We start from the raw sequence: 23,105 nt of genomic DNA, 5'->3' as shown, positions 1-23,105 counted from the left end.
TCAGACGGGCCGTACGTATCCTGCCCTATTCCGGCCGCTCGCAGACGGCGGCAATCTTGTTGCCATCGAGATCGCGGACCCAGGCGCCATAAAAATGCGCGTGGAACGGCCGCAGCCCCGGCGCGCCCTCGTCGGTGCCGCCGTTTGCAAGCGCCGCGGCATAAAAGGCATCGACGGCGCCTCGTGTCTCGGCCACGAGCGCGATGCTCACGCCGTTGCCATAGGTGGCAGGCTCGCGATTAAACGGGGTGACCACCCAGAAGCGGACGCGCATATCACCATCGGCGCCGTAGCCGATCTCGGTATCGTCCCACCGCTGGCGGCGGTAGCCGAGGGTTGGGAGCACGCCGTCATAGAACGCGCCGGCGCGTTCGAGGTCGTTGGTGCCGACCGTCACGTAGAGCAACATGCCTATTCCGCCGCCTCTTCTTCGGCTTCCGTCTCCGTGCCGGCCTTCTGCCGACCCTTGAAATCCTTGGCGAGCAGGAACATCTCGACCGATTCAGCGCGCGACGAGGCCGGCTTCACATGGATGACCTGGCGGAAATTCTGCTTCAGCATGTTGAGAAGGTCGCGCTCCGTACCGCCCTGGAAGGTTTTTGCCAGGAAGTGCCCTCCCTTGGCGAGCACGTCGACCGCAAAATGCGCCGCCACTTCACAGAGATGCATGGTGCGCAGATGGTCGGTCTGGCGATGGCCGGTGGTCGGCGCCGCCATGTCGGAGATGACGAGGTCGGGCGTGCCGCCGACCGCCTCCTTGAGCTTTTCCGGCGCTTCGGGGTCGAGGAAATCCATCTGCAGGAAGCGGACCCCCGGGATCGGGTCCATCTCGAGAAAGTCGATTGCGGCGACGCGCGGATCCGCATCGGTCGAATTCGTCACCTTGGCAGCGATCTGCGACCAGCTGCCGGGTGCGGCGCCGAGATCGATGATGCGCCGGGCGCCGGCCAAAATCTTGTGCTTCTCGTCGATCTCCAAAAACTTGAAAGCCGCCCGGGCGCGATAGCCCTCGAGCTGGGCGCGCTGCACGTAAGGGTCGTTGATGTGCCGTTCAAGCCAACGGCGCGAGGATGCCTTGAGCTTGCCCTTCTTCACCTTTTGGCCGAGCTTGCGGCCGCTGCGGTTGCCGCCGATCGGAGATTTCGTCATGCCTTGTTCCCTTCGTGGGATCTCTGCCGCTCTTCGCTCGCCAGGGCCGAGCCGCGCTGCTGGTAGCGACGCGGACGCCCGCGCCGCCAGGCCCCGTCATCGGCCATCATGTCGGTCAGCAGACCCTCTCTGAGCCCACGGTCGGCGACACGCATACGGTTCGACGGCCAGCGGCGGCGGATCGCCTCGAGGATGGCGCAGCCGGCAAGTACCAGATCGGCTCGGTCCGGACCGATGCAGGGATTGGCGGCCCGCGCGGCGAAATCCCAGGAGAGCAGCCGTGCCTGCATCGCCGAGACCTCCTCGTCGGAGAGCCAGAGACCGTCGACGCGACGCCGGTCGTAGCGCGGCAGGTCGAGATGGACGCCGGCCAGCGTTGTCACCGTGCCCGACGTGCCGATCAGGTGGAAGCCGCTGCCGGAGGCGCTTTCCAGCGCTTCGACCGAGGGGCCGTCGAACCGGTCGAGCATGCCTTCGACCTCGCGCACCATCGTCTCGAAGCTATCAGGTGTGACATGCTCGCCGCCGTGGCGTTCGGACAGGGTAACGACGCCGACGGGCAGCGAGGTCCAATGGGTGATGTGGTTGGCAAGCCGGCTCGAGCGGTTGTCGCCGATGCGGATCACCGCGATTTCCGACGAGCCGCCGCCGATGTCGAAGAGGACGACCGACTTGGTCTCGCGATCGACGAGCGAGGAGCAGCCGGAAACGGCAAGCCGCGCCTCGGTTTCGCGGTCGATGATTTCGAGATCGAGGCCGGTTTCCTCGGCAACGCGCTTGAGGAAGGCCTCGCCGTTTTCGGCGGCGCGCGCCGCCTCGGTGGCGATCAGCCGACGTCGGCGAATCGACCGGGCACTGAGCTTGCCGGCGCAGATCTTCAACGCTTCGACGGAGCGTTCCATCGCATCGTCGGAGAGCCTGCCGCTGGCGCCGAGGCCCTCGCCGAGCCGGACGATGCGGGAAAAGGCGTCGACGACGCGGAACTGCCCCGGCCGGGTCGGCTGGGCGACCAGCAGGCGGCAATTGTTGGTGCCGAGATCGAGCGCCGCATAAAGCGGCGCCGGTGGCTCGCTGGGCGCAAGATAGGGAGCGCGCACCTCGTCCTTGCGCGGCTGCTGCGGCGCGGCCGGAACATCGCGCGAGGCTTGCCGGTCGGAGGTCAGCGGCTTGCCGCTGGAAGCGAGCGGCCGCCCCTGCAGGCCACGCCTTTGACGCGCCTTCTTGCCGCGCTTCTGGCCCTTCTTGTCGGTGATCGGTGGCTCGTGGGTGGCGGCGCCGGAAACGCCGGCGGCAGCCTGACTCTGCGGCCTTGCGGCCTTCGAACGGCGGCGCCGCTTGCGCTTGCGCGCCGGCTCCGCTTCGTTCAGTGCTGCGGGACGCCCTGCCTCTCCGGAAATCCCGGATGGGCTGGCAATTGCAGACGGCGAACCGGACGGCTTGCGCCGCCTCCGTTTCCCCTTGCCGCCGCGCGGCACAAGCTTATGCGCCTCGCCACGACCTGCTGCCGACGCCCCGGATTCAGACGGCGTTGCGCCGTGTTCGGGGTCTTTCACTTGTCTCAACCATCGCGCCGCGCGAAGCCTTCCGGCCGCTCAAGGCGCTCTCTCGATTTTGCGTTGGCGCGACTGTACCAGCGCCGCCCTTTTTCGCCAAACTTTTTTTAAGGCTCGAATTCGCCCCAATTCTCCGCCGCCTTGCGGGCGAAGGCCGACGCTCCGCATCGTGGTGACCGACGGATCGCGCCTTCACCACAGGCCGGCCGCATTTTTTTGCCAAAAGGTATTTGCATCGGCGGTTCTTTTGTTTATAAGCCCGCCACACCGACGCGGGCGGCCACGCCTGCAGGCCTTGGGGAATAGGTTAACGGTAGACCAGCGGACTCTGACTCCGTTAGTCCTGGTTCGAATCCAGGTTCCCCAGCCATCTCTCAATAGCGTATAGAAATCAATCGGTTACTGGGCGGTGCGTACCTCGGTTTGTACCGCACTTTGTACCTCAAATTTGCGCGCCCCCTCGTCACCATCAAGAACTCCACCGTCGTCGCCAACAGCCGGGACGTAGCGGCCTACTTCGGGAAGGAACACTTCAACGTCCTGCGGGACATCCGCGCATTGGACATGCCCTCAGATTTGAAGGCATCTTTCTTCATCCCCGTCACCTTGCTCGACCGTTATGACCGCGAGCTGGACGGTTTCGACATGACCCGCGATGGCTTCTCGCTTCTGGCGATGGGCTTCACCGGGGCCAAGGCGCTGCAGGTAGTAAAAACTTCTGCTAACAACCCGGACAAGGATAGGTCGCTAACGCCTTGAGCGTCCGACTATTTCGTCAGAAGCTATCCACGGGTGAATAGTTAAGTACCTGAAATGACGCGATATTTCCCCTTGATTGACACGACAAATCACGATCTAAGCGCGCTCGCATTTCGCATTCAGGGAGTTTTCAGATGCGCCTTTCACTCGCCCTCTTCGGTCGCTCGATCACCGTTGAGGCTTGCGGCCTTTCCTATCTCTACATCGAGACCAACAGCCGAGAGTTCACGTATGATCGCCATCAGTGGTTCGAGCTTCCCGCAGCGGAGCGAGGCTCCCCGTCAGGTGAGTTCCGGCACTGGCTGCTGGAGAAGAAGCTGCCCTATCAGCCGCCGCTGATGTTGGACGAGCAGCTACCGAACGCGGCCTGACCGGTCCCCATCAGGTGACCTTCAAGGCCCCCGTTGAGCGATCTGCGGGGGCTTTGCTTTTTTGACCGACGTATCGACCGTGGAGAGGCGGGGACGGTTGGTCGAACACGAACAAGGGAAGGAACCACTCCGGGCGGGTTAAGGCCCGGTTAAATCAAACCAACGATTGCCCCACCCAATACGGAGAAGACCAGAGCAATTGGTTGCATTCATAGAAGGGCATCAACTTTTAATTACCCCTCACCTATGGATAGAAACGAACGCTCGATTACCACCACCATACGGATAGAAAGTTCGTCTGACCTCAGCTGGCCTCCAGTCAGCTCCCTTCAGTCTGGCGTAGCCAGCCTACCGCACCGCCGCGTCATGGCGACCCGACAGTCGGGAGTGCGGCGTGATCAGACTTCATCACATCCCTCATCGTTGGTCCTGCTTACGGTCTCCTCGTTCCTCTGGGTTCGGGGAGATCGTCTTTTCGGGGCACGACGAGGAGGCTCGCATTCAACAAGAACAAACCTGACCAACGAAACGAGGACGTTCCAGAATGGACGCACACGTAGACCACGGCGGCGACATGCTGCCGACCGACATTCATAGGCAATCCTTCGCCACGGCGCTTGAAGCCCTTCGTCGTGTCGAGAGGCAGACCAAGCAGGTTGAGGTTGAGCCTACTCACCTCGCTCAGCAGGACTTGAAGGAACTCACCCAGGTGTTTCAAATTAGGGACGCCACGGTGAACGAGCGCCATGTGAGCGACCTTATGAAGGTCTTATCCATCCACGGCACGATTGACCCTATCCGCGTCTGGCGATGTGGAGGGGCAGTCATCGTCATTGACGGTCACCACCGTCTTGAAGCCTACCGGCGATGGAAACGGAGCGCGCCTGTGCCTGTGCCGGTGAAGTTCTTCAAGGGCACGGTCGATGACGCCATCAGGTTCGCTGAAACGGCGAACAACCAGATCAATCTGCGGCTTACGTATCAAGAGCGGGCAGACTACGCATGGAAGCTTGTGGTTCATGCTGACGAACTCGGCAAGCTGTCCAAGACGCAGTTGGTCGCCCGCACAACGATCTCGAAGGGCACGATTGACACGATGCGGAAAGCCGCGCGTGAACTCGGCGCGAGGGCGAGGCAGATACGTAGCTGGTATGAGGCGCAGCAGGAGTGGAAGCACGGTCAAGGCGAAGATGATCGCGACTACAACAACAGTTGGCAGGAGGCCGAAGCGATGAAGATGGTGGATAGGCTCGGTGACGAGTTCGGCAAGACGCTGGCAAAGCGGCCGGAGATCACGGCCAAGGCGTTCCGCCACATTCTCGGCAGGATGACGCCTGACGTGGCTGTGCGGATGCTGGAGGAGTACGGGCTGCAGGTCACCCTACGCGATCAAGACGGAAACGAAGTTGATGATCCCGAAGACTTCGAGCCGCAGCAGCCGTCTGACCCCGATATGGACCTGCCTTTTTAGCACCAGACTGCCCAATGCTCAGGTGCCCAATCTGGGCAGGCGACCCCTCCTCCCATCAGGCGCATGCTCCCGCCACCGTCACTGCCATATCGGGGTTTGATCCTGTCCCGCTTGATGGCGGCGATGGAGGCTCCAAGGCGCGGTCTGGTGGGAGGGGGTCGGAATGTTAGAGCCACGAATTTCTGACCCCAGATCAGATAGAAGGAACCGCGCCGTCCCCCCGGTGGCCCCCTCGATTTCGCGCTCTGGACGCCTTCCGACCTCTCCAAACTCGTCCGCGTAGTCGAAATCGACGACCAGCCGTGGTTCGTTGCGGCTGATGTCTGCCGCGTCCTCGGGCTGGGTAATCCCACGATGGCGCTCGCCCCGCTCGGAAGCGATGAGAAAAGGCTCCATCGGATTGAGGGTATGCGCGGTTCACCCCCGAACTGCATCTCCGAGAGCGGCCTTTACCGTCTCATCATGCGCTCCGACAAACCGGAGGCACGCGAGTTCCAGGACTGGGTCACCCGCATTGTCCTCCCGCCGATCTGTAGGGATGGTGGCTATATCCTCGGTGAGGAGAAGGTGAGATTACCTGCTTTCTTCGTCGCGATACCGGAAGTACAGATCGTTGAACATCTTGTTTCTGGCCTTCAGCATCGATCGCTCGATTAGCCACACAAGCGCCCCCAAGCCAAGGGTCACGATGGTCGCAAGCTGCCGTCCAGCGCTTTCTTCTAAACCGACGATGCTGGCAGCAAGGCTGCACACAATGCCTGAAACGAAAATTACTGTTATTGTCGGCATCACAGGCGTCCATTTCCAATGTCGTTCATTGGTTTCTTTTTCTGCCCGCTCCCAAGCCTTGTCCGTCGCCATTATCGCCCCTCAGGTGTGAATTGAAGCGTCACACTATCCAAGGTTCGGGGGGCGGGCGAGCCGCAGCAGTCTTGCTCCACAGGAGAAAGTCGTTTGTCCGCAAGGGTATAGGACAGCGGACGCGCGGAAGGCGCAGTTGTTTTTGTCCGTTAGGGTTGACATGAAGCTTTCGGACATGCATTCATGTGGACAGCACTCTTACGGACAAATGGAGACCCGCATGGCAACCTTCCTCTACGCTCGCGTTTCGACCTCTGAACAGACCCTCAGCCATCAGCAGACGCAAGCCGAGAAGGCTGGCTTCTCCTTCGATCATGTCATTGCAGATCACGGTGTTTCGGGGGTGTCCGTCATGATGAAGGACAGGCCAGAAGGTAAGCGCCTTTTCGATATGCTGCGTGCGGGAGATACGCTCGTTGTTCGCTGGGTTGACCGCCTCGGCAGGAACTACGCGGACGTAACCGACACCATCAGGGAATTCATGCGTCGGGGCGTGGTCATCCGCACAATCATCAACAACATGACCTTCGACGGCTCGACCACCGACCCAATGCAGATGGCCGTGAGGGACGCCATGATAAGCTTCATGGCTGCGTCGGCACAGGCACAAGCTGAAGCCACGAAAGAGGCACAGAAGGCCGGAATTGCCAATGCTAAGGAGAAGGATGACGCTTACAGAGGGCGGAAGCCCAGCTATAGCCGAGATCAGTTTCAGACCGTCATCGACTTGGTCAGCAAGAGCATGAACGTGTCAGAGATCGCCCAGGCATCGAGCCTTAGCCGCCAGACGGTGTACAGGATCAAGGAAGACCCAGCCGCTGCGGAGAAGGCTTTGACACTATGGGGGCTGTGATTGCACGGCATCTGTTCCTGATGGGGCGATAATGCTTTTTCGTCGTCCCGCTGCCCTGTCCTCACGCAAAAAGGTCACCGCTAACAGACTGAGCGCTACAAATCGTCACCCTCCTGACGATTTCACCGTCCTCTCCTGAAGCATTAGAGCCATTCCCTCCGGTGTTATCTCCCACGTTAGTGTCTGTTGGGCTCCCTCCCCATTCACCACCAACCGAATAAGGCCCAGCGCCGCGAGCTGGGTTCTGATCGTCTTGAAACCCTCGTTCTCGACAGAACCATGAAAGGGGGACTTTACACCGATATGGGACAACAGCGCTTGCCCCATTAAGCGCCCCATCTCGCCGTCCTGTCGCGCCACCTGAAGATCAGGCGCAATCCCCACGAAGATCTCACGCCAGGTCAGAGACGCGTGATATCGTTTCGCGTCCATCCCGGCATAGTCCGTCAACTGGACTTGGAATTGCTCATCCAGCCCAGCCAAGCCCTCTATAACTGGCATTGCAGTGGCTTTCTGCTGCTGGAGTTCTTTCCGAAGCGCCTCCAGTTCTTTGAGCAGTTCGTTTTGCTCCTGCACCGCTTCGACAGAACTAACTTGATTGGCTCGCACCCACCCGATAGCTGGATAGGTCTTGATCGTTTTGTTGAGGCTCAGTGACACCAGGCCGGGAAGCTCTTTAAGATCAATCCAACTCCGAACCAGCCGGCCTGTCCGAACTTTCTCACGGAATGCATCCAATTTCGCCCGCAACGCCGGGTCGCTGTCCGTGAACTTTGCGGGTATCTCCTCGGGCTTTTCATGGACGAAGGCCAAGACCTTCAGCCCCTTCTCGATGGCGTAGTCATACTCCATCTCGGTGTAGCTGATGCCTTCCGCCGAAACCGACCCGTACCGCCCCCCAAGAATTAGGAGATAGTAATCGCAGTCATCAATGATGCGCTTGATGAACTGCATCTGTTCTTCATCCATCGCGGGAAACAGCTCCATGCCTGCCGGAATGCAGTCCATTTCCATCAAAGTTTGGAAGACCTTGCCTCTGGCCTCCTGAAGGTCCACGAAGGTTGAACTTACGAAAACTTGGTATCGCTTTTCCATTTGAAGCTCTTGTCAGCACTGATTGGTCACAACTTTTGAGTTTGATCGATCCAGTTATCCATTAGCAATAGGCTCGCCCTCAGGCCAAGGAGGCCCGAAATCACGCCTTTTTGATCGAAATAATGTCCTTGTCCGTCAAATGCAGAATGCTGGCGTCGAACCCTGATGCTTTGGCGGCAGTATAGAAAAGCTCGTTTGTTTTTTCATAATGCTCAATGATGACATCGAAGACATCGTTAGCAACATGGTCCAGCGCGATCGGACGGAAGTAGCGATACAGACCGTTTTCAAGGTCGATAGGCCGCAAGTGTCCCATTCTTTCAACTGCCTTATGGCCATACGTCCGCTTGTGGACAAACTCGTTGCGAAGGTCCGTTGCCTGCTTCAGCCAACCCGACACGCTCCATTTGTCCGAGGTATTTTCGCGCGGCGATACATACCCCCTCGCTTCCATAATCTTCAGGATCATCGACCCTTCGATGTCGGCGGTTCTAACGGCTTCGATTAGACGCCCCATCGCGTCGTATTTTTGATGATCTTTGCCCAGTTGGAGGGCAATAAAGGTTGCGAGGTAATCTCTCGCGGCACCCAAATGAAGGAAGAAGCTGTGGACCTGCGCGTATAGGACTTGGTCTCTCATACTGGACGATCGCGAGCCATCGATCTTACCGGCGGCCAGTTGGTTGGTCAGCTCTTGGTTATAGAACGACGACACTTGTTCAACGCTGGTATCAAGATTTCGGAGGCTGAGTGCGATTGATTGTGCCAGCCGCTCGGGTTCACTTTTAGCGTCTAAGATTGCTTCCATCTCCCCCGGCGATGGGTCTTGTTGAGCCTTCAGCGCTGTCTCGATCCTTGCCCGACTAAGGTTACGCGATACATTCCCCCAAACGTTAGCCGGACTTAGTGAGAAGTTGGATTGCCCCGGTATGAGTGGTGCCCAATGAGAATTGAACGCCCCGCCCATCCACTGAATGTGCTGGAACGCGACGAACTTCAGTCCTCTTTGTTTCATGAAGCGGCCCAAGTCCGATTTGGAATAAAAACCCTTAACGCAAGGCTTGCCTTCATGAAGGACCGGCAAAACGCGCCATTGGTCTTTGCCCGCTTCGGCTGATTGCACGCCCCCGCTCCAACTGATCATGAAAGCATGGCCGTCATCAAGTCGAGGGATGGGCTGCATGAGGTCCGCTGATAGCACTGGTCCGTTCTCGATATGTGTGTAGTAGCCTTGGACTGGACGTGAGTAAAAAACCGCGAATAAAGCATCTCGGTCCCCACAGTCAAAATCACGTAGTTCAGCTACCAGCGGGAACCCCTGCATTCAAGGTGCGTTGCTATATTTGTGCAACTTCTGAGAAACGTCGCCAAACGCAAGAATGCGTCTTTCGACTGCGATGAACAGACACGATGAGTGAGAAGCTACTAATGCAACCTCTTTAATTGGGCAACTTCACAGCCTCGACGCACGCCCTCAACTGCTCCTGCGTCAGCCCTCCGAGATACACCTTCGCGGCCACACTCTGGGGCTTTTGACCGACCACGATCTGGACGACAATTTCCGGCTGGTTCGCCTGATAGGCCTTGGTGATGAACCAGCGGCGGAAGGAGTGGAAGTTAACGAGGCCGCGCCGCTTGCCCTCCACCTTCTCACTCACGCCCCGCTTCTCGCGGTAGTACCCAAATGCCTTGACCGCTGGCATAGATCGTTCTTGGGCCTTGCCTCCCGGCACTGGGGGACACTCAGGAAAGAGATCATCATCAGGCTCCTTGCCGTTTGTGAGCGCCTTCAGCGTCTCCACCAAATCGGGATGGATCGGCACAAGCCGTGACGCCTTCTCTCGCTTCTGTGCCTTGAACCGGATGTTGCCATCGTCGGTGATGTCCTTCCGCTTCAAGCTGATGATGGCATCGATACGCGCCCCGGTGAGTGCCCCGATCAACATGACGGCCTTGAGGTATGGCTGGTTTGGTTCGCCTGTCAGCAGTGTGCTGATCTCGGTTTCGGTGAACGGGCGTTCCTTCTCATCCTCCTTAGGCTCTTCCTTCGGCAGCGACTGACCGGACCACGGCGAAGTTCCCTCTTCGATGTACCCGCGCACCTCCAGCCACTTCCAGTACTTTGAGAGGCAGGACAGGTACTTGTTGATCGTGCGGTTCGTCAGTGGTCGCTCAGTGCTGGAGGCCAGGTCACCGATAAAACGCCCAGCCCTCTTCCGAGTGATGGCCTCGACGGTGAAAGAAACGCGGTGGTCGTGGCACCAGTTTTCGAGCGCTTTCATAGCTCGCGTGCTGTCGCTCTTCGTCCTGGCATTCCACTTGACCTGTGAGTGGAAGAGCTCCAGCGGCTCATTCAGCGGCGTCTCCATCCCGAGAGCGATGCGAAGAAAGTCACCTGCCTTGGCCTCCTTGTGAGGGTCAAAGACGGGGCTGTCGGTCCCGGCATCGTAATCGATCTCCGCGCCTCTGATCTGCTCGGCTACCTGATAGATGCCCTCCTTCTCCAGTTCGTGCTGCTCGGTCCCTTCGTCGTGGGACTGAAGAACGCTTCGGAGGTCCAGCGCCAAGCTCGTTAAGTCCTGCTTAGTAGAAGCGCTCACGCTTGCGCCTTCGGTGGCCGTATGGCTGACGCGGCCAACCCGTGCAGCTTCGATCATCTGGAGGAACTCGGCAACGACCGCGTGCTTCCGCTTCGCTGCCTCTGCGTGGCTGTGGGTGTCGAGAGATCGCTTCAGGCGTGTCTTGCCCATCACCTTGATGAGATCACGCGGCACCGGGACGGAGACCCTCCAGCCCCCGTTGTTCATCTGCTCAAGGTAGTTGGGCGCTCTGGTGCGGGGCAAGGAATGTACCTCAAAGTGACCTGTTGTTCGTACCTTATCTCTATGAAATCGCTGCACTCTTTGCAAGATCAAAGACTTAGGTATGTACCCCCTGAGGGTCCAGGTTCCCCAGCCAATTCTTGCCTGTCCGCCACAAACCCCTTTTAGGGAACATTCTCTCAGTCGTGGTGTTATTCCTCTTTAGGAACGGCGACATGAAGAAGCCCCACAGGGACGTGGCGACGCATATCCGGCAGGTGATGGCAACCGACTCCAACGTCGCTTTTCTCCGATCACTTCCCGTGTTCACAGTCATCCCCAAACTCCCAAAGAATATAAGAGTTCTCCTTGAGCGGTTGCATGATGTGGAGAAAGCAGGGAAATGACCGTCCCTCACGTAGACGGCTTCGGAGGCCCCGTTGACACGGATGTTGGCCAGGGTCGGTATCACGCCGCGACGGTAAGCTGCCAGCAGTCCCGATCTGCGACGTTCAGATCAGGCACACTACAGTCTCTGCATGAAGGCCCTAAGGGCAAGTGTCGCCTGTTACCGGAGAACTAGGCGATCCGTTGCGTCATCACGAGAACATCTTTCGACAAGTAGCAAAACGGCCGGCGCCCTTGCGCTTGGCTGCTAAAGGGCGCATGTTCTCAACGTCAGCAGCCATTGTCAGGGCGCTGCTGCTTCGGGGCCTTGGTGTCCTGGCCCCAAAGAAAGGAGGACAGCATGTCTTCCGACCTCCACCTTCACATCGTCGCTCGTAATCTCGTCAGCGTCAGCGAATTTGGTTACGGCGAAAACGTTCGGCTTCAGCATAATGGTAAAGGCGAGCCAGCGGCAGCACCGCGCATCAAACGGTTCAACTTGGCAGCGCGAGCCGCCAGGCTTTCCTGCTTTCGTGGCGCAAAGCTTCGTCCTTGCTGAGTAAGAGTGCGCTGACGCCGCAGCGCAACCGATCATAAACCGAAAATTCAGGAGCATCAGATGGCCAAGGGCCAAGCTAGAAGCAATCGCGAAACGCGAAAGCCGAAAAAAGACAAGGCCGTGGCTCCGGGCGCGGGCCTACAGGGCACGACCGCAAAGTTTGCGAACAGCGGGTTAGGTCTCGGAAAGAAGCAGAAGTGACTCTCACGGAAGTAGAGGCGCCGGGCCTATAGCTTCTGCCGCGTCGGTGACGCCAAGGACGTTGCGCTTTTCGGCGGGCAGCAGTAGCCGTCTTGAATTGGACAGTACGCGTCACCACCTAAACACTGCGTTTCAGCTTTCGGCTACGTGATCCCCGGTTCGTCCGGGTGCTTGGCGACTCCCGATTTGCAACGTTTCGAACTCCGCCCATGGCAGGAGATAATCGCGCTACAAGTTATCCCGGCGCGCATCCAGTCTTAGGATACCCCTTATGAAAGACACGACCCGCCACGTGGCGGAAAGCCTATTTTCGCGCGCAATGCCCGAAGGCTCAAATGCTGCCAAGTTGCAGGAGATACGCGCCAGACAAGTCCGCAGGATGCGGGAACTCAGGCCAGTTGAAAGGCAGAGGCGCCTTGAAAAGCGTATGAGGACAGCCGACGCTTTGTTCGCCCCCAAGGAGCGGCTCCATGGCGACGTTTGATTACAGTGCCGGCGCAGGACTTTATCCATGTAAGACCGTGAGAAGAACGAGCCGCCTTCGATACAAGAGGTTTGAATCGGCCGCGGAAGCAATTCGCTTTGCGATCGAGGATATGCCGGTCGCGATGCTTCGCGGCTCCGTCCTGGAGGTCGACGAAGCCCGCTACGATGGTCAACAGATGCGGAGGCTTTACGAAGCCGATGCATACCCTCTGCCGCGGCGGGGCATGTGAAGTCACGATCTTCACGCACTTCCCGGCGTTCCCCTTTGCGTGGCAAAGGCGGCAGGGTGACTCATCCCCCGATTTCTAGCAAAGGTAGTATATCTGCGAAACTCAAAACAAGAAGTTGACGCGCCGGTCAAAAAGCTGTACTGGACACCATCGATACTTTGTTTGCCGATATTTGTTTTTGCTGCGCCTCGCGCTTCTTAACGAACTTCTCCTTTCAAAAGTCGAAAAATGCCCGCTGTGCGTCGCCCAGCGGTGATCAATATTGCTAAGAAAGGGTTCGTTATGACCACTGGCACAGTTAAATGGTTCAATTCCACCAAAGGCTTCGGCTTCATCCAGCCTGACGACGGCAGCGCCGACGTGTTCGTTCACATTTCGGCCGTCGAGCGGTCAGGGATGAACTCGATCGTCGAAGGCCAGAAGCTCGGCTTCGAGCTCGAGCGCGACAACAAGTCGGGCAAAATGTCCGCAGGCCAGCTCCGCGCTGCCTAAAGCTTTTAGCCGCCGATGACCACGGATGTACTGGCATGGCGGCAAGAAGTTCGAAAAGGCCAGGCGGATGTCTGGCCTTTTTCTGTTCTGAGGCTCTATTTGCCGGCACGACATCCGCCTTTTCTTTCCGAGAGCGTGACCGGCTCGTCACCAGCGAGAATTAAGGATTTTCCATTGAGACACCCGAACGACAATGGCTTTGCCGAGCGCCGTACTGCTGCGGCCGAAGCCAAGCGTCAGCTTCTGGCAAAATTCGCCGCCGCCCCCAAGGCAACCGACCCGGAGATGCAGGAGCGGCTTGCCGCCCGCGAAACAGTGGCGGTTGCACGCGAGGCTCGTCGCGCCGAACGCGAAGCGCTGAAGCGGGCGGAAGCCGCAGCAGCGATGGCGGCGGCCGAAGCCATGGAGCGGAAAGAAACCGAAGCGCGGCAGGCTGAAATTGCCGATCACGCTTCACGTGCCGTGGCGGCCGAGGCTGCCCGCAAAGCCGAGCGCGATCGCCGCTATGCGGCACGCAAGGCTCGTCAGGCCTGACACCTTCAGCCATTGCAACTGAAGCTCAGGCGCAAGGCCACAGCCTGGCAGATGATTTACGAGTCGAGGAACACGGACCAGTTTTGATGAATGCACATGTCTGCCCGCCGGCTTCGCTTGCCGAAAATGATGCCGCAGCTTGGTTGAAGACGCTTGCGAAATACCGTCAGCCCCGCATTGGACGCAGCGCCTTCGAGCTTCTTGTCACCATCGTCCCGCTCGCCGGCTTCTGGGCCGTCGCCTATTTTTCCCTCGCCAGCGGGTTCTGGTTCGGGCTCATCGCAATCATTCCGGCCGCAGCCTTCCTTCTGCGGCTTTTCATGATCCAGCACGATTGCGGCCACGGCTCGTTCTTCGCTCGCCGCGGCCTCGACGATTGGACAGGGCGTGCCATCGGCGTGCTTACGCTGACCCCATATGATTACTGGCGCAGGGCGCACGCCGCTCATCACGCCTCGGCCGGCAATCTGGACGAGCGGGGTGTCGGCGATATCGCCACGCTCACGATCTCAGAGTACCGTTCACTTTCTCCCATGAAGCGCTTGGGCTACCGCCTTTATCGGCATCCGCTGGTAATGTTCGGCATCGGCCCCGCGTGGCTCTTTCTCCTCAAGCAGCGCTTGCCGTTCGGGATGATGAGGGGCGGTGCGCTGCCCTGGATCTCGACGATGGCGACGAACGTTGCGATCGTGACAGGCGCCGCCTTGATGGCTTGGGCGATCGGATTCCTGCCCTTCCTGTTGATCCACCTGCCGATCGTGCTCCTGTCGGGCACGGCCGGCATCTGGCTCTTCTACGTGCAGCATCAGTTTGAAGAGACGCACTGGTCGGCCGGCGAGGATTGGCGTTTTCCCCGGGCGGCCCTACACGGTGCGTCCCACTATGACCTGCCGCTGGTACTGCGATGGCTGTCCGGCAATATCGGCATTCATCACGTGCATCACCTATCGAGCAGGATCCCATACTACAGATTGCCGGAGGTTCTGCGTGACCACCCACAACTCGCGCGTATCGGCCGCATCACGCTTTGGGAAAGCTTTCGGTGTGTTAGGCTTGTCCTTTGGGACGATAGAAACCAAAAACTCGTTTCATTCCGTGACGCCGCCGATGCCGCCGTTCACGCGCCATAACCACCCTTATTTGCTGAGCTTTAAGCCGAAACACCATAGCGCTTTCCAAATGAGCGCGCCGCGGTGCGGAATACACTCGGCTGAAGCCGCCTTTGTTCGGAGCTCGCTATTCCATGCTGCAGACGCCGCTGCGGAGCTGATACGGTCGGTTGCACTCCCAGGCGTTACCGGAAGAATCGAGATGCGCATTCTCAGGAAGCTTGACCTCTGAACACGTGGTTCCTTTCGATTCAAACCCGCGATCACACTTCCATTTCTGACCATAGGTCGTATCGACGAAGAATGCGTTTTTCGGAACTTGGACGGCAACGCAGGTTTCGCCCTTCTGTTCGAAACCACGATCGCAAATCCACTCGTTCCCGCTGGTCGTCAGATAAGCGTGCTCAGGCACGATCAACGCTACGCATTTGCGCCCGACATTCTGGTAACCGCGCTCGCATTCCCACCCCTGATTAAGGGCAGTGTCCGACAAAAACGCATTATCCGGCACCTCGATAAGCTCACATCCAGTGTCGTCGCGGCGATGCCCCCGCATGCATTTCCAGCGATCGCCATAGTAGGGGTCAAGATAGGCATTTGCAGGCACCCGGACGGCAAGGCACCGGTTGCCCTCTTCAGCGAATCCGTAGTGGCATTCCCAGCCCTTGCCATAGGATTTATTCGTTAGGAACGCGTGGTCGGGAGCCATCACTACAACGCAGGAATTGCCCTGTTTTCTGAACCCGCGATTGCACTCCCAGCCGGATCCGTAACGGCTTGCCTCGGCATTGGCGGGCACCCGCGGTGTCGCTTGGCCAAATGCGCTCGAGCTGAATAACAGAGTTGCTGATAGAAGGACGCTCATCCGGAGGGCAGATGTTGAGCAGTACGGTTGGGGCATGACTTTATCTCCGAAGGAGCCGGTGGGCCGTTATCTCGAGGTAGGTCCTGAACTGTCGGTGCCGATCGATGCCGGGGTCACCCGAAGGCGGTTGGCCACCGAGATCGAAATTCGGCTTGATCGATTTTCCAGATCTCCTCCCCGGGCATCTACAAGCGTCTTCCGGAGGGGCCGCAAAATGACGAGCGCGAGGAACCTCGCTCATCTCATGAGTCGCTCATCTCGTGTGGCGTTGCAGCTCGACCGGTAGACCTTGGATGGCGTAGCGGCCCAACTGCGATCCAGGCGGTTGCCTGTGCTTGCCGGCCTTGCCCAATTGATACTCGAGCTTCGCCGCTAGGCCCGACCGGGATTCAACACCCGCAAGCAACAGCTTAGTGACCAGCAATGTGGCAGTCTCAAAAAACCTCGGATCATCGACAAGAACATCCGCGCGATAGCCAGCTTCGTCTAAGACTGACCGGATCATTTCCCTATCGGAGGGCGATATATGGCGTATGGTGGAAGACATGGCGCCCTCCTTGATTGGGGCCAGGGTATCTAGCCCTCAAGCAATAGCGCCCGTGACATTTGCTACTGAAGGTTGGACCCTGCGCCTTTATTTCGAGAATAGCAACTGCCCTCAGGTTTCATTCAGTCAGCCTCGAAGCGATGCCATGATGACCATGAAGAAAATCGACGTCGCCGCGATCGAGGCCGCGTGAGGCGGTTGACGCTCACGCGGACTTCCGGTCCAATATGCCGCCAGGGCGGGCCGCTCCCCCCATTGTGGCACTTCGGCGGAGCGCCAATATCGAGCTGTCGGTAATCCGCGGCGGGCCTCACCGCGGCCGCCGCACCGCCCTCACCTTCCCGCTCTTTCCGCCACCGCAGAAGAACCGATCGCCGCCATCGGATTCCAGACCCGAGACGCCCATTCCGGCGGGCATGTCGAGGGCTTCCAACACCTTGCCCGTCTCAGGATCGACCCGCCTCACTTCGCTCTCGTCGCCCTCCCAGGTGCCGTGCCAAAGCTCGCCGTCGATCCAGGTGACGCCGGTGACGATGCGGTTGGATTCGATGGTGCGAAGGACCGCGCCGGTTTCGGGATCGATCTGATGGATCTTCCGGCCGCGGTGCTGTCCGACCCAGAGCGTTCCCTCCGCCCAGGCGAGCCCCGAATCGCCGCCGTTGCCTGGCGCCGGGATCGTCGAAAGCACGCGGCCGGTCCTGGGATCGATCTTCTGGATGCGGTCCTCGGCGATCTGATAGAGATGCCGGCCGTCGAAGGCCGTGCCGGCGTGGGCAGCGACGTCGATCGCGCGCACCGTATCGCCGCTTGCCGGATCGAAGGCATTGAGCTTGTCACCGGACGCGAACCAGACATGCTCGCCGTCGAAGGTGACGCCATGCACGTTGTCGGCGCCCTCAAAGGGTCCGTATTCGCGGAGAATTTCGGCCTGAGCGTGTTTCATCTGTTCATCCCATTCGATCGGTTGCAGCGGTTATCTTGATGCGCTGATCCTAGTCACCCGGCAGCGGGCCGGGGAGTAACAAGACTGTCGGGAATGCCGGCACCGGCGGGCTCATCCAGCGGCGCGCCCGGCCGCGGCCGAAGCACTGCACCTTGCCGGCGGCCACAAGCACTTCCAGGGCGCGCTGCACCGTGCGCGGGCTGCTACCAAGGGCGATCGCCAGCGCCGAGCTCGACCACGCCTCGCCGTCGAAAAGAAGGGCGAGCAACGCCGCGTGCCGCCCTTCGACGGGCGGCGCCAGCACCACGACCTCGCCTGTCCGCGGCGCCAGGGCAAAGCCGCGCTTCGTCGCCACCACCTCCGCCAACGTCCCAAGCTCCGCCCGAAGCCGGCCGATCTCGACGCGCAACCGGGCGCGATGCGATTCATCGGCATGCTTGGCCCGGAAGGCACGTGCAACGAGCACGCCTCTCGGCACATCGCCGGGCCAGGCTTCGCCGAGCGCGCGCGCCAGCGTGAAGAGGACCGGCCGCGTCGCGAGCGACACCGTCGCGCTTCCGCCCCGCACGACATGGCGACAGGCGTCCACCACAAGCGCTTCCGACGCCAGCAATGTTTCGACTTCCTCGAGCAGCAAGGGGTGCGCCGCGTCCCGGGCGATCAGCCGTGCCGCCGGAGAACCAAGGACGAGGGATGCGCTCTCGACCTCCGCCGCCAGTGCGGGGATATCGGCTTCGTGCGCAGCGTGCTCGGCGCGCGCAAGTGCTGCCCGGGCTGCTTTCGTCCTGAGGCGCCGGATTGCGATCCCGGCCACGACCAGCTCATAGGCGGCGCGCGCGGCGGGAGGAAGCGGTGCGGGGTCGATCTCACCGAGCGCGCGCTCGGCCTCGTCGAGCCGGCCGACCAGGAGCAGGCGCCGCACCTTGAGATTGCTCGCATGCGCGGCATTTACCCAGTCTCTATGCTTTTCGAGCGTCGCCCGCGCCGTGTCGAGCGCCTTTTCGGGCCAGGAGAGATCGCGCGAGACGAGGGCGATTTCGGCCTCGGCGACGACGCATCTGGCGCGGGCCACGGCCTCCCTTGGACCGAAGGCACGCCCGGCATTCTTGAGGAGGCTCTTTGCCCGGGCGAGGTCGCCGAGCTGCGCCATCGCGATACCCCTCAGCGCCAGCGCGGGCGGGTCGTCGCGCAGCGCCACCCGCTTCAAGGCGCCGAGCGGATCTCCCGTGGCAAGCGCGCGCGCCGCAGCGGTGATCAGCGAATCCATCGAAATCCCGTCACACTTGTAACTCCCGCCGCCTGGACATCCGCAGCTAGTCTAGCCGTAGACCCAACAAGCCGAAAGAAGGAGACGAGCGATGACGGAACACAGGACCGGGAGCCGCGAAGAATGGTTGGCGGCACGGCTGGAACTGCTGAAGGCCGAGAAGGAGCTGACCCGCCGGAGCGACGAGCTGGCGCGGCAGCGCCAAGCCTTGCCCTGGGTCAAGATTGACAAGGATTACAGCTTCGAGACCGACGCAGGCAGCGCCTCGCTCAAGGACCTCTTCCGGGGCCGCTCACAGTTGCTCGTCTACCACTTCATGTTTGGGCCGGACTACACCGCCGGGTGCCCCTCCTGCTCCGCGATCGCCGACGGATTCGACGGCATCGTCGTCCATCTCGAGAACCACGACGTCGCCTTTTCGGCGATATCTCGCGCGCCACTCGCCAAACTGGAGGCCTACAAGCGACGGATGGGCTGGAGCTTTCCCTGGGCATCCTCGAACGATGGCGACTTCAATCGCGATTTCAGCGTCTGGTTCACAGCAGACGAACAGCGCGAAGGCCGCATCGAATACAACTTCCGCCGCGAGCCGCCCGCACCCGAGCCGCTCGCAGGAAAGACCGTACAGGAATGGCAGTTGCGTGGTAGCGAGGGGCCGGTCGCCCAGATCGCCGCCATGACCGGAACGGACGTCGCCACCTATACGCGCGACAGGCCGGGCCTCAGTGCCTTCGTGCTCGACGACGGTGACGTCTACCATAGCTATTCCAGCTATGCGCGCGGACTGGACAGCATATGGGGCATGTATCAGTGGCTCGACCGTGCCCCTCTGGGGCGCAACGAGACCGGTGTCTGGTGGCGCCGAAACGACGAGTACGGCCGGGGCTGACCTCCAATGTTGCGCCACTCCAGCAGTTTGAACTTGTCGCCGGCCTCCGATTGCGGCTCTGGCGGCGACCCGGGCGGCAACACCACCGCCCTCGGCACGGCCGACGTTCTGTCCTTGGCGGCGGCGCCGACCTTCGCCGTCATGGCGCTTCTTGCCGGCGTTCTCGGCACTCCGCCGGACATGCTCTGCTCGTCCGCCGGCGATGCGCCAGCCGTAACCGGCATGGTCCCGATGTACGCGCTGATGAGCGCCTTCCATTCGGCGCCCTGGCTTAGACTGATCTCCGGCCGGCGAAGACCAGCCCGCCGGACGTGATGCGCCGACCTTCTCGACCGCGACTGCCAGCGGTTCACGAAGACAGTGCGCCTGGTGAGGGGCCGCCATGCATTTCGGCGGCCCCGGCAGCGATTCATCGGTCGTCTAGAGAGCATCCTGCGTTCAAGTGGAACCACTGAAAGCAGAAAGGATGCTCTAGATTCAAAGTGCTAGAGCGTCCTTTGCGCGTCCAAATAACGCGCGGCGCTCTAGACCAGAAGGAAGTCGGTGGCGGCAAGTGAGGTAACCTTGTCCAAGGTCGCCATGAGCACGGCATCGGCCTCGTTGCCGGTGCCGTCGGCGTCGTACCAGAGCCGGCCATTGTCCGTCTCGAGGAAGAACTGCGCGGCCGTGCCGGTCGCCTTGAGGTCGTTGCCGGAGTAGAGCACCAGCGCGGTAAAGCCGAACACATCCTTGTCGATGACAACCTTGTCCTCGCCGCGCTTGAAGTCGGTGATCTGGTCGCCGGAGCCGATCGCATCCCCGGTGACATAGATGAAATGGTCCGCGCCCGATCCGCCCGTCAGCAGGTCGCCGTGGGCGCCGCCTTCGAGCTTGTCGTTACCGGCGCGGCCGTCGAGCCGGTCGTCACCCATTCCACCCTTCAGTGTATTGGCGACGCCGTTGCCGAGGATTGTGTCGTCTTTATTCTGCCCGACCACGTTTTCTATGCTCACTAGCGTCAGCCCCGTCGCCACGCCGCCGTTCTTCGCATTATTGTCCAGGTCGATGATGACCGCGCGGTCGGACACGATGTCGAATTCCAGCGTGTCGACACCGGAGCCGCCATCGAAATAGTCGGTGCCGGTCTCATCACTGAAGCGGTCGAAGGTGTCGTTGCCCGCATCGCCATAGAGCCTGTCATTGCCCTTCCCGTCGATCAGATAGTCATTGCCGCCGCCTCCCCTGAGCCCGTCGTTTCCGAGCCCACCGTCGAGATAGTCGATTTGCGTGCTGCCGGTCACAGTGTCCTTGCCCGAACCGCCCACATATTCGAGCGCCTCCATACCGGTGAAGGACGTGTTGGCGTTCACCTTGACGAGGCCGCTGCCGAAGACGAAGGACACGTCGAACGTCTCTTCGCCGAACTCGATGACAGCTCGGTCGAAGCCATCGCCACCGGAGGCATAGTCGCCGGCATTCATGTTGAGAATGTCATTGCCCTTCTCGCCATAAAGGCTGTCGGCATTGCTGTCCTTGATGCCGCCGCTGCCCCAAAGCACGTCGTTGCCATCGCCGCCATAGAGCTTGTCGGCGCCGGTCCAGCCGGTCAGCTCATCATTGCCGCCAAGACCTTTGAGCGTGTCGTTGCCGCCCATGCCGTTGAGATCGTCGTCAAGGTTGCCGGCCGTCAGCGTGTCGTGACCCTGACCGGAAATGAAGTTGACCACTTCGACGTTTTTTACCGTGACGTCGCCGTTGACCAGCGTCGCGTTTGCGGAAAGCACGAAGGACAGGTTCTTCGTGCTGTCATATCGGCTGATCCACAGCGTATCGGTTCCCGATCCGCCGTCGACGGAGAACCGACCCGCCGTCGAGCCGCCCGCGTAGTTGACGCTCAGTTGGTCGCCGCCCGCGGCGCCGAGCATGATCGTCAATGCCGTCCCCGTCTCCGCCTCTGCGGAAATGTAGTCGTTGCCGTTGCCGCCATCGAGCCTATTGGTGCCGCCGCCGTTGTCGATGATGCGGTCGTCGCCGTCTCCGCCCGAGACGGTGTCGCTGCCGCTGGTGCTGTAGAAGCTGTCGCCGCCCTTGCCGCCGGTCAGCCTGTTGTTGCCGCTGCCGGCGTCGACGTTGAGATATGCCGCGGTGCCCGCCGATATGACGTCGCTGCCGTTGCCGGTGTCGATGGTGAAGCTCTCGCCGTCGGTGACGACCGTTCCATCGGAAAGCTTTGCGGTTGTACCGGAAACGGTGAAGGTCAGTCCGCTGTGGATGTCGGCACGATCAATCCAGACCGAATCGTTGCCGCTGCCGGCCTTTACCGTGTCCTTGCCGCCGCTGCCGACGATCAGGAGGTCGTTTCCCTCGCCGCCATCGAGACTGTCGCTGCCGAGGCCGCCATCGAGATGATCATTGCCGCCGAGGCCGACGAGCGTGTCGTTGCCTGATTTCCCTGAAAGCGTATCGGCGCCGGTCCAGCCGGTGAACCTGTCGGCCGTGTCCGAGCCGTAAATCGTGTAGGCTTCAAAATTGATTATGGTGGTGCCGTTGGAAAGCGTCTGCTTGGTCGAGGAGGACTTGGCGGTGAAGGTTCCGGAGAGACCGCTCAGCTCGACCTCGTCGTAGCCGACGCCGCCGTCGAGCACGTCCTTGCCGTCGCTTGCCCAGCTTTCGATGCTGTGCCGGATCGTATCGTTGCCTGCGCCACCCAGAACCGTGTCGTCATCGCCGTCGCCGGCGAGATAATCGTCCTCCGAACCGCCGTCTATGACATCCCGGCCGGAGCCGCCGGAGATGGTATCGGTGCCGCTTTCGCCCTTGATGTTGTCATTGCCGGAATGGCCGTAGAGATAGTCGCCACCGGCGCCGCCGAGCAGCGTGTCGTTGCCCTCGTCGGCGGAAAGCCAGTCGATGCCATAGCCGCCGGAGAGATAGTCGTCGCCCGCATCCCCCAGCACAGAATCATCGCCGTTGCCGCCATAGATCCTGTCGCTGCCGGCTCCTCCCTCGAGCCAGTCCTTGCCAATGCCGCCATTCAGAACGTCAGCGCCGGCGCCGCCTTCGAACCAGTCGTTCCAGCGACCGCCAGTGAACGTATCGGCGAAATTGCTGCCCGCGAGTTCCAACCTTTCCACATTAAGGATGGTGGCGCCGAGAACCGCCTTCGTCACAATCGAGTCGAAGGCGGCAAAGGAGACGCCCTTGCTCGATCCGCTGAAATCGATGCCGAGCACGTCGAAGCCGAGGCCGCCGTCGATCTTGTCGCCAAGCAGGCCCGCGGGGCTCTGGTTGAGAATTTCGTCGTCGCCGGTGCCAGCCTTGATCGTGTCGGCGCCAAGACCGCCATCGATCATGTCCGAACCGGAGCCGGTGCTGATGAAATTGCTGCCGCCGTCGCCGTTCACCGTCTGGTCGCCGACGCCGGGTATGGTATACCCGGCGGCCAACGGATCAAGCGCGAGCATCGCCCGAGGCGGCGCTATGGACTTCACTTTCTTGCTCATGGCTCCCTCGACAGCTGGGTTGCTACGCCGATCTGGCGTGACCATTAGCTAATCTGCGGGAGAGCCGGGAGTTGTTCCTGCGGGAACAGGTCTGCAATCGATAGGTTGTAGCCGCGGGCGTCTGCAGCAGCGTCGACCATGGCGGAGTGCACTTGGCAGCGACGGTTCAGTGCTTGGGCTTGGCGGAGCCGCCTCAGCCCG

At 60.5% G+C, this 23,105-nt stretch carries 25 protein-coding genes and 1 tRNA gene; 14 read left to right on the top strand and 12 right to left on the bottom strand.

Features of this window, described 5'->3' with window-relative positions:
• Positions 1–25: 25 nt before the first annotated feature.
• The 3 genes from SS05631_RS02140 to SS05631_RS02130 are packed head-to-tail and all read right to left on the bottom strand — an operon-like array spanning position 26 to position 2,702.
• Positions 26–409 carry a VOC family protein gene (locus tag SS05631_RS02140; RefSeq protein WP_037413201.1) on the bottom strand — a complete coding sequence of 128 codons (384 nt, stop codon included), beginning with the start codon at positions 407–409 and terminating at the stop codon, positions 26–28.
• Positions 410–411: 2 nt separating this feature from the next.
• On the bottom strand, positions 412–1,149 hold the full coding sequence (locus tag SS05631_RS02135) for an RlmE family RNA methyltransferase (protein ID WP_037413199.1): 738 nt from the start codon (positions 1,147–1,149) through the stop codon (positions 412–414).
• Positions 1,146–2,702 carry a Ppx/GppA phosphatase family protein gene (locus SS05631_RS02130; RefSeq protein ID WP_172900162.1) on the bottom strand — a complete coding sequence of 519 codons (1,557 nt, stop codon included), beginning with the start codon at positions 2,700–2,702 and terminating at the stop codon, positions 1,146–1,148. Before SS05631_RS02130 ends, SS05631_RS02135 begins: the two co-directional genes overlap by 4 nt.
• 296 nt (positions 2,703–2,998) lie before the next feature.
• Between SS05631_RS02130 and SS05631_RS02125 the strand changes: the two genes are divergently transcribed.
• From SS05631_RS02125 to SS05631_RS02105, 5 genes are all read left to right on the top strand, one after another.
• Positions 2,999–3,072: transfer RNA gene (locus SS05631_RS02125), tRNA-Gln, on the top strand.
• Positions 3,073–3,137: 65 nt separating this feature from the next.
• The gene (locus SS05631_RS02120; RefSeq protein ID WP_157213142.1) at positions 3,138–3,461 is read left to right on the top strand and encodes a Rha family transcriptional regulator; all 324 of its coding nucleotides are present in this window, start codon (positions 3,138–3,140) and stop codon (positions 3,459–3,461) included.
• A 134-nt stretch (positions 3,462–3,595) separates the two neighbouring features.
• Positions 3,596–3,832: a hypothetical protein gene (locus SS05631_RS02115; RefSeq protein WP_037413195.1), complete on the top strand. Its 237-nt coding sequence runs from the start codon at positions 3,596–3,598 to the stop codon at positions 3,830–3,832.
• Between the two features lie 544 nt (positions 3,833–4,376).
• Positions 4,377–5,303 carry a ParB N-terminal domain-containing protein gene (locus SS05631_RS02110; RefSeq protein ID WP_037413193.1) on the top strand — a complete coding sequence of 309 codons (927 nt, stop codon included), beginning with the start codon at positions 4,377–4,379 and terminating at the stop codon, positions 5,301–5,303.
• Between the two features lie 288 nt (positions 5,304–5,591).
• On the top strand, positions 5,592–5,960 hold the full coding sequence (locus tag SS05631_RS02105) for a Bro-N domain-containing protein (protein ID WP_083853815.1): 369 nt from the start codon (positions 5,592–5,594) through the stop codon (positions 5,958–5,960).
• Here the strand turns inward: SS05631_RS02105 and SS05631_RS30860 are convergent.
• Positions 5,877–6,164 carry a hypothetical protein gene (locus SS05631_RS30860; protein ID WP_050988146.1) on the bottom strand — a complete coding sequence of 96 codons (288 nt, stop codon included), beginning with the start codon at positions 6,162–6,164 and terminating at the stop codon, positions 5,877–5,879. The genes SS05631_RS02105 and SS05631_RS30860 overlap by 84 nt on opposite strands.
• 220 nt (positions 6,165–6,384) lie before the next feature.
• On the opposite strand from SS05631_RS30860, the gene SS05631_RS02100 reads away from it, so the two are divergent.
• Positions 6,385–7,017: a recombinase family protein gene (locus tag SS05631_RS02100; protein ID WP_037413191.1), complete on the top strand. Its 633-nt coding sequence runs from the start codon at positions 6,385–6,387 to the stop codon at positions 7,015–7,017.
• A gap of 105 nt (positions 7,018–7,122) precedes the next feature.
• Here SS05631_RS02100 and SS05631_RS02095 read toward each other — a convergent pair whose 3' ends face one another.
• The 3 genes from SS05631_RS02095 to SS05631_RS02085 form a co-directional block, all read right to left on the bottom strand.
• Positions 7,123–8,112, bottom strand: a complete 990-nt coding sequence (locus SS05631_RS02095; protein WP_014327431.1) for a DUF4062 domain-containing protein — start codon at positions 8,110–8,112, stop codon at positions 7,123–7,125.
• A 100-nt stretch (positions 8,113–8,212) separates the two neighbouring features.
• Positions 8,213–9,235 carry a hypothetical protein gene (locus SS05631_RS02090; RefSeq protein ID WP_157213141.1) on the bottom strand — a complete coding sequence of 341 codons (1,023 nt, stop codon included), beginning with the start codon at positions 9,233–9,235 and terminating at the stop codon, positions 8,213–8,215.
• A gap of 316 nt (positions 9,236–9,551) precedes the next feature.
• Positions 9,552–10,955: a DUF6538 domain-containing protein gene (locus tag SS05631_RS02085; RefSeq protein WP_037413185.1), complete on the bottom strand. Its 1,404-nt coding sequence runs from the start codon at positions 10,953–10,955 to the stop codon at positions 9,552–9,554.
• Positions 10,956–11,149: 194 nt separating this feature from the next.
• Between SS05631_RS02085 and SS05631_RS02080 the strand changes: the two genes are divergently transcribed.
• The 6 genes from SS05631_RS02080 (at position 11,150) to SS05631_RS02055 (ending at position 14,932) form a co-directional block, all read left to right on the top strand.
• Positions 11,150–11,320 carry a hypothetical protein gene (locus tag SS05631_RS02080; RefSeq protein WP_157213140.1) on the top strand — a complete coding sequence of 57 codons (171 nt, stop codon included), beginning with the start codon at positions 11,150–11,152 and terminating at the stop codon, positions 11,318–11,320.
• A 341-nt stretch (positions 11,321–11,661) separates the two neighbouring features.
• Positions 11,662–11,859, top strand: a complete 198-nt coding sequence (locus tag SS05631_RS30855; RefSeq protein WP_141471723.1) for a hypothetical protein — start codon at positions 11,662–11,664, stop codon at positions 11,857–11,859.
• Between the two features lie 671 nt (positions 11,860–12,530).
• Positions 12,531–12,776, top strand: coding sequence for a hypothetical protein (locus tag SS05631_RS02070; protein WP_037413178.1), 246 nt, complete (start codon positions 12,531–12,533; stop codon positions 12,774–12,776).
• Positions 12,777–13,058: 282 nt separating this feature from the next.
• Positions 13,059–13,268 (top strand): cold-shock protein, encoded by a 210-nt coding sequence (locus SS05631_RS02065; protein ID WP_037413176.1) that lies wholly within the window; start codon positions 13,059–13,061, stop codon positions 13,266–13,268.
• 174 nt (positions 13,269–13,442) lie between these two features.
• Positions 13,443–13,802, top strand: a complete 360-nt coding sequence (locus tag SS05631_RS02060; RefSeq protein ID WP_037413174.1) for a DUF6481 family protein — start codon at positions 13,443–13,445, stop codon at positions 13,800–13,802.
• A gap of 86 nt (positions 13,803–13,888) precedes the next feature.
• Positions 13,889–14,932 (top strand): fatty acid desaturase, encoded by a 1,044-nt coding sequence (locus SS05631_RS02055; protein WP_037413172.1) that lies wholly within the window; start codon positions 13,889–13,891, stop codon positions 14,930–14,932.
• 106 nt (positions 14,933–15,038) lie between these two features.
• Here SS05631_RS02055 and SS05631_RS02050 read toward each other — a convergent pair whose 3' ends face one another.
• The 4 genes from SS05631_RS02050 to SS05631_RS02030 all read right to left on the bottom strand — a co-directional run bounded on the left by SS05631_RS02050 (position 15,039) and on the right by SS05631_RS02030 (position 18,533).
• Complete coding sequence (locus SS05631_RS02050; protein ID WP_157213139.1) at positions 15,039–15,710, bottom strand: hypothetical protein; 672 nt, start codon at positions 15,708–15,710, stop codon at positions 15,039–15,041.
• 319 nt (positions 15,711–16,029) lie between these two features.
• Entirely contained in the window at positions 16,030–16,323 is a 294-nt protein-coding gene (locus SS05631_RS02045; protein WP_037413170.1) for a hypothetical protein, read from the bottom strand.
• A gap of 310 nt (positions 16,324–16,633) precedes the next feature.
• Positions 16,634–17,266, bottom strand: coding sequence for a PQQ-binding-like beta-propeller repeat protein (locus SS05631_RS02035; protein WP_037413166.1), 633 nt, complete (start codon positions 17,264–17,266; stop codon positions 16,634–16,636).
• 49 nt (positions 17,267–17,315) lie between these two features.
• On the bottom strand, positions 17,316–18,533 hold the full coding sequence (locus tag SS05631_RS02030; protein WP_037413163.1) for a hypothetical protein: 1,218 nt from the start codon (positions 18,531–18,533) through the stop codon (positions 17,316–17,318).
• A 91-nt stretch (positions 18,534–18,624) separates the two neighbouring features.
• Here SS05631_RS02030 and SS05631_RS02025 point away from each other — a divergent pair, with 91 nt between their 5' ends.
• Together SS05631_RS02025 and SS05631_RS02020 are read left to right on the top strand one after the other, a co-directional pair.
• Positions 18,625–19,422: a thioredoxin family protein gene (locus tag SS05631_RS02025; RefSeq protein ID WP_037413161.1), complete on the top strand. Its 798-nt coding sequence runs from the start codon at positions 18,625–18,627 to the stop codon at positions 19,420–19,422.
• Between the two features lie 33 nt (positions 19,423–19,455).
• Positions 19,456–19,737 carry a hypothetical protein gene (locus SS05631_RS02020; protein ID WP_348225553.1) on the top strand — a complete coding sequence of 94 codons (282 nt, stop codon included), beginning with the start codon at positions 19,456–19,458 and terminating at the stop codon, positions 19,735–19,737.
• Positions 19,738–19,946: 209 nt separating this feature from the next.
• Here the strand turns inward: SS05631_RS02020 and SS05631_RS02015 are convergent, their stop codons facing one another.
• Complete coding sequence (locus SS05631_RS02015) at positions 19,947–22,904, bottom strand: calcium-binding protein (RefSeq protein ID WP_037413156.1); 2,958 nt, start codon at positions 22,902–22,904, stop codon at positions 19,947–19,949.
• Positions 22,905–23,105 lie beyond the last annotated feature (201 nt).

The sequence above is a fragment of the Sinorhizobium sp. CCBAU 05631 genome (assembly GCF_002288505.1).
Taxonomy (GTDB): Bacteria; Pseudomonadota; Alphaproteobacteria; order Rhizobiales; family Rhizobiaceae; genus Sinorhizobium; species Sinorhizobium fredii_C.
This window is presented reverse-complemented; position numbering and strand designations above follow the sequence as displayed.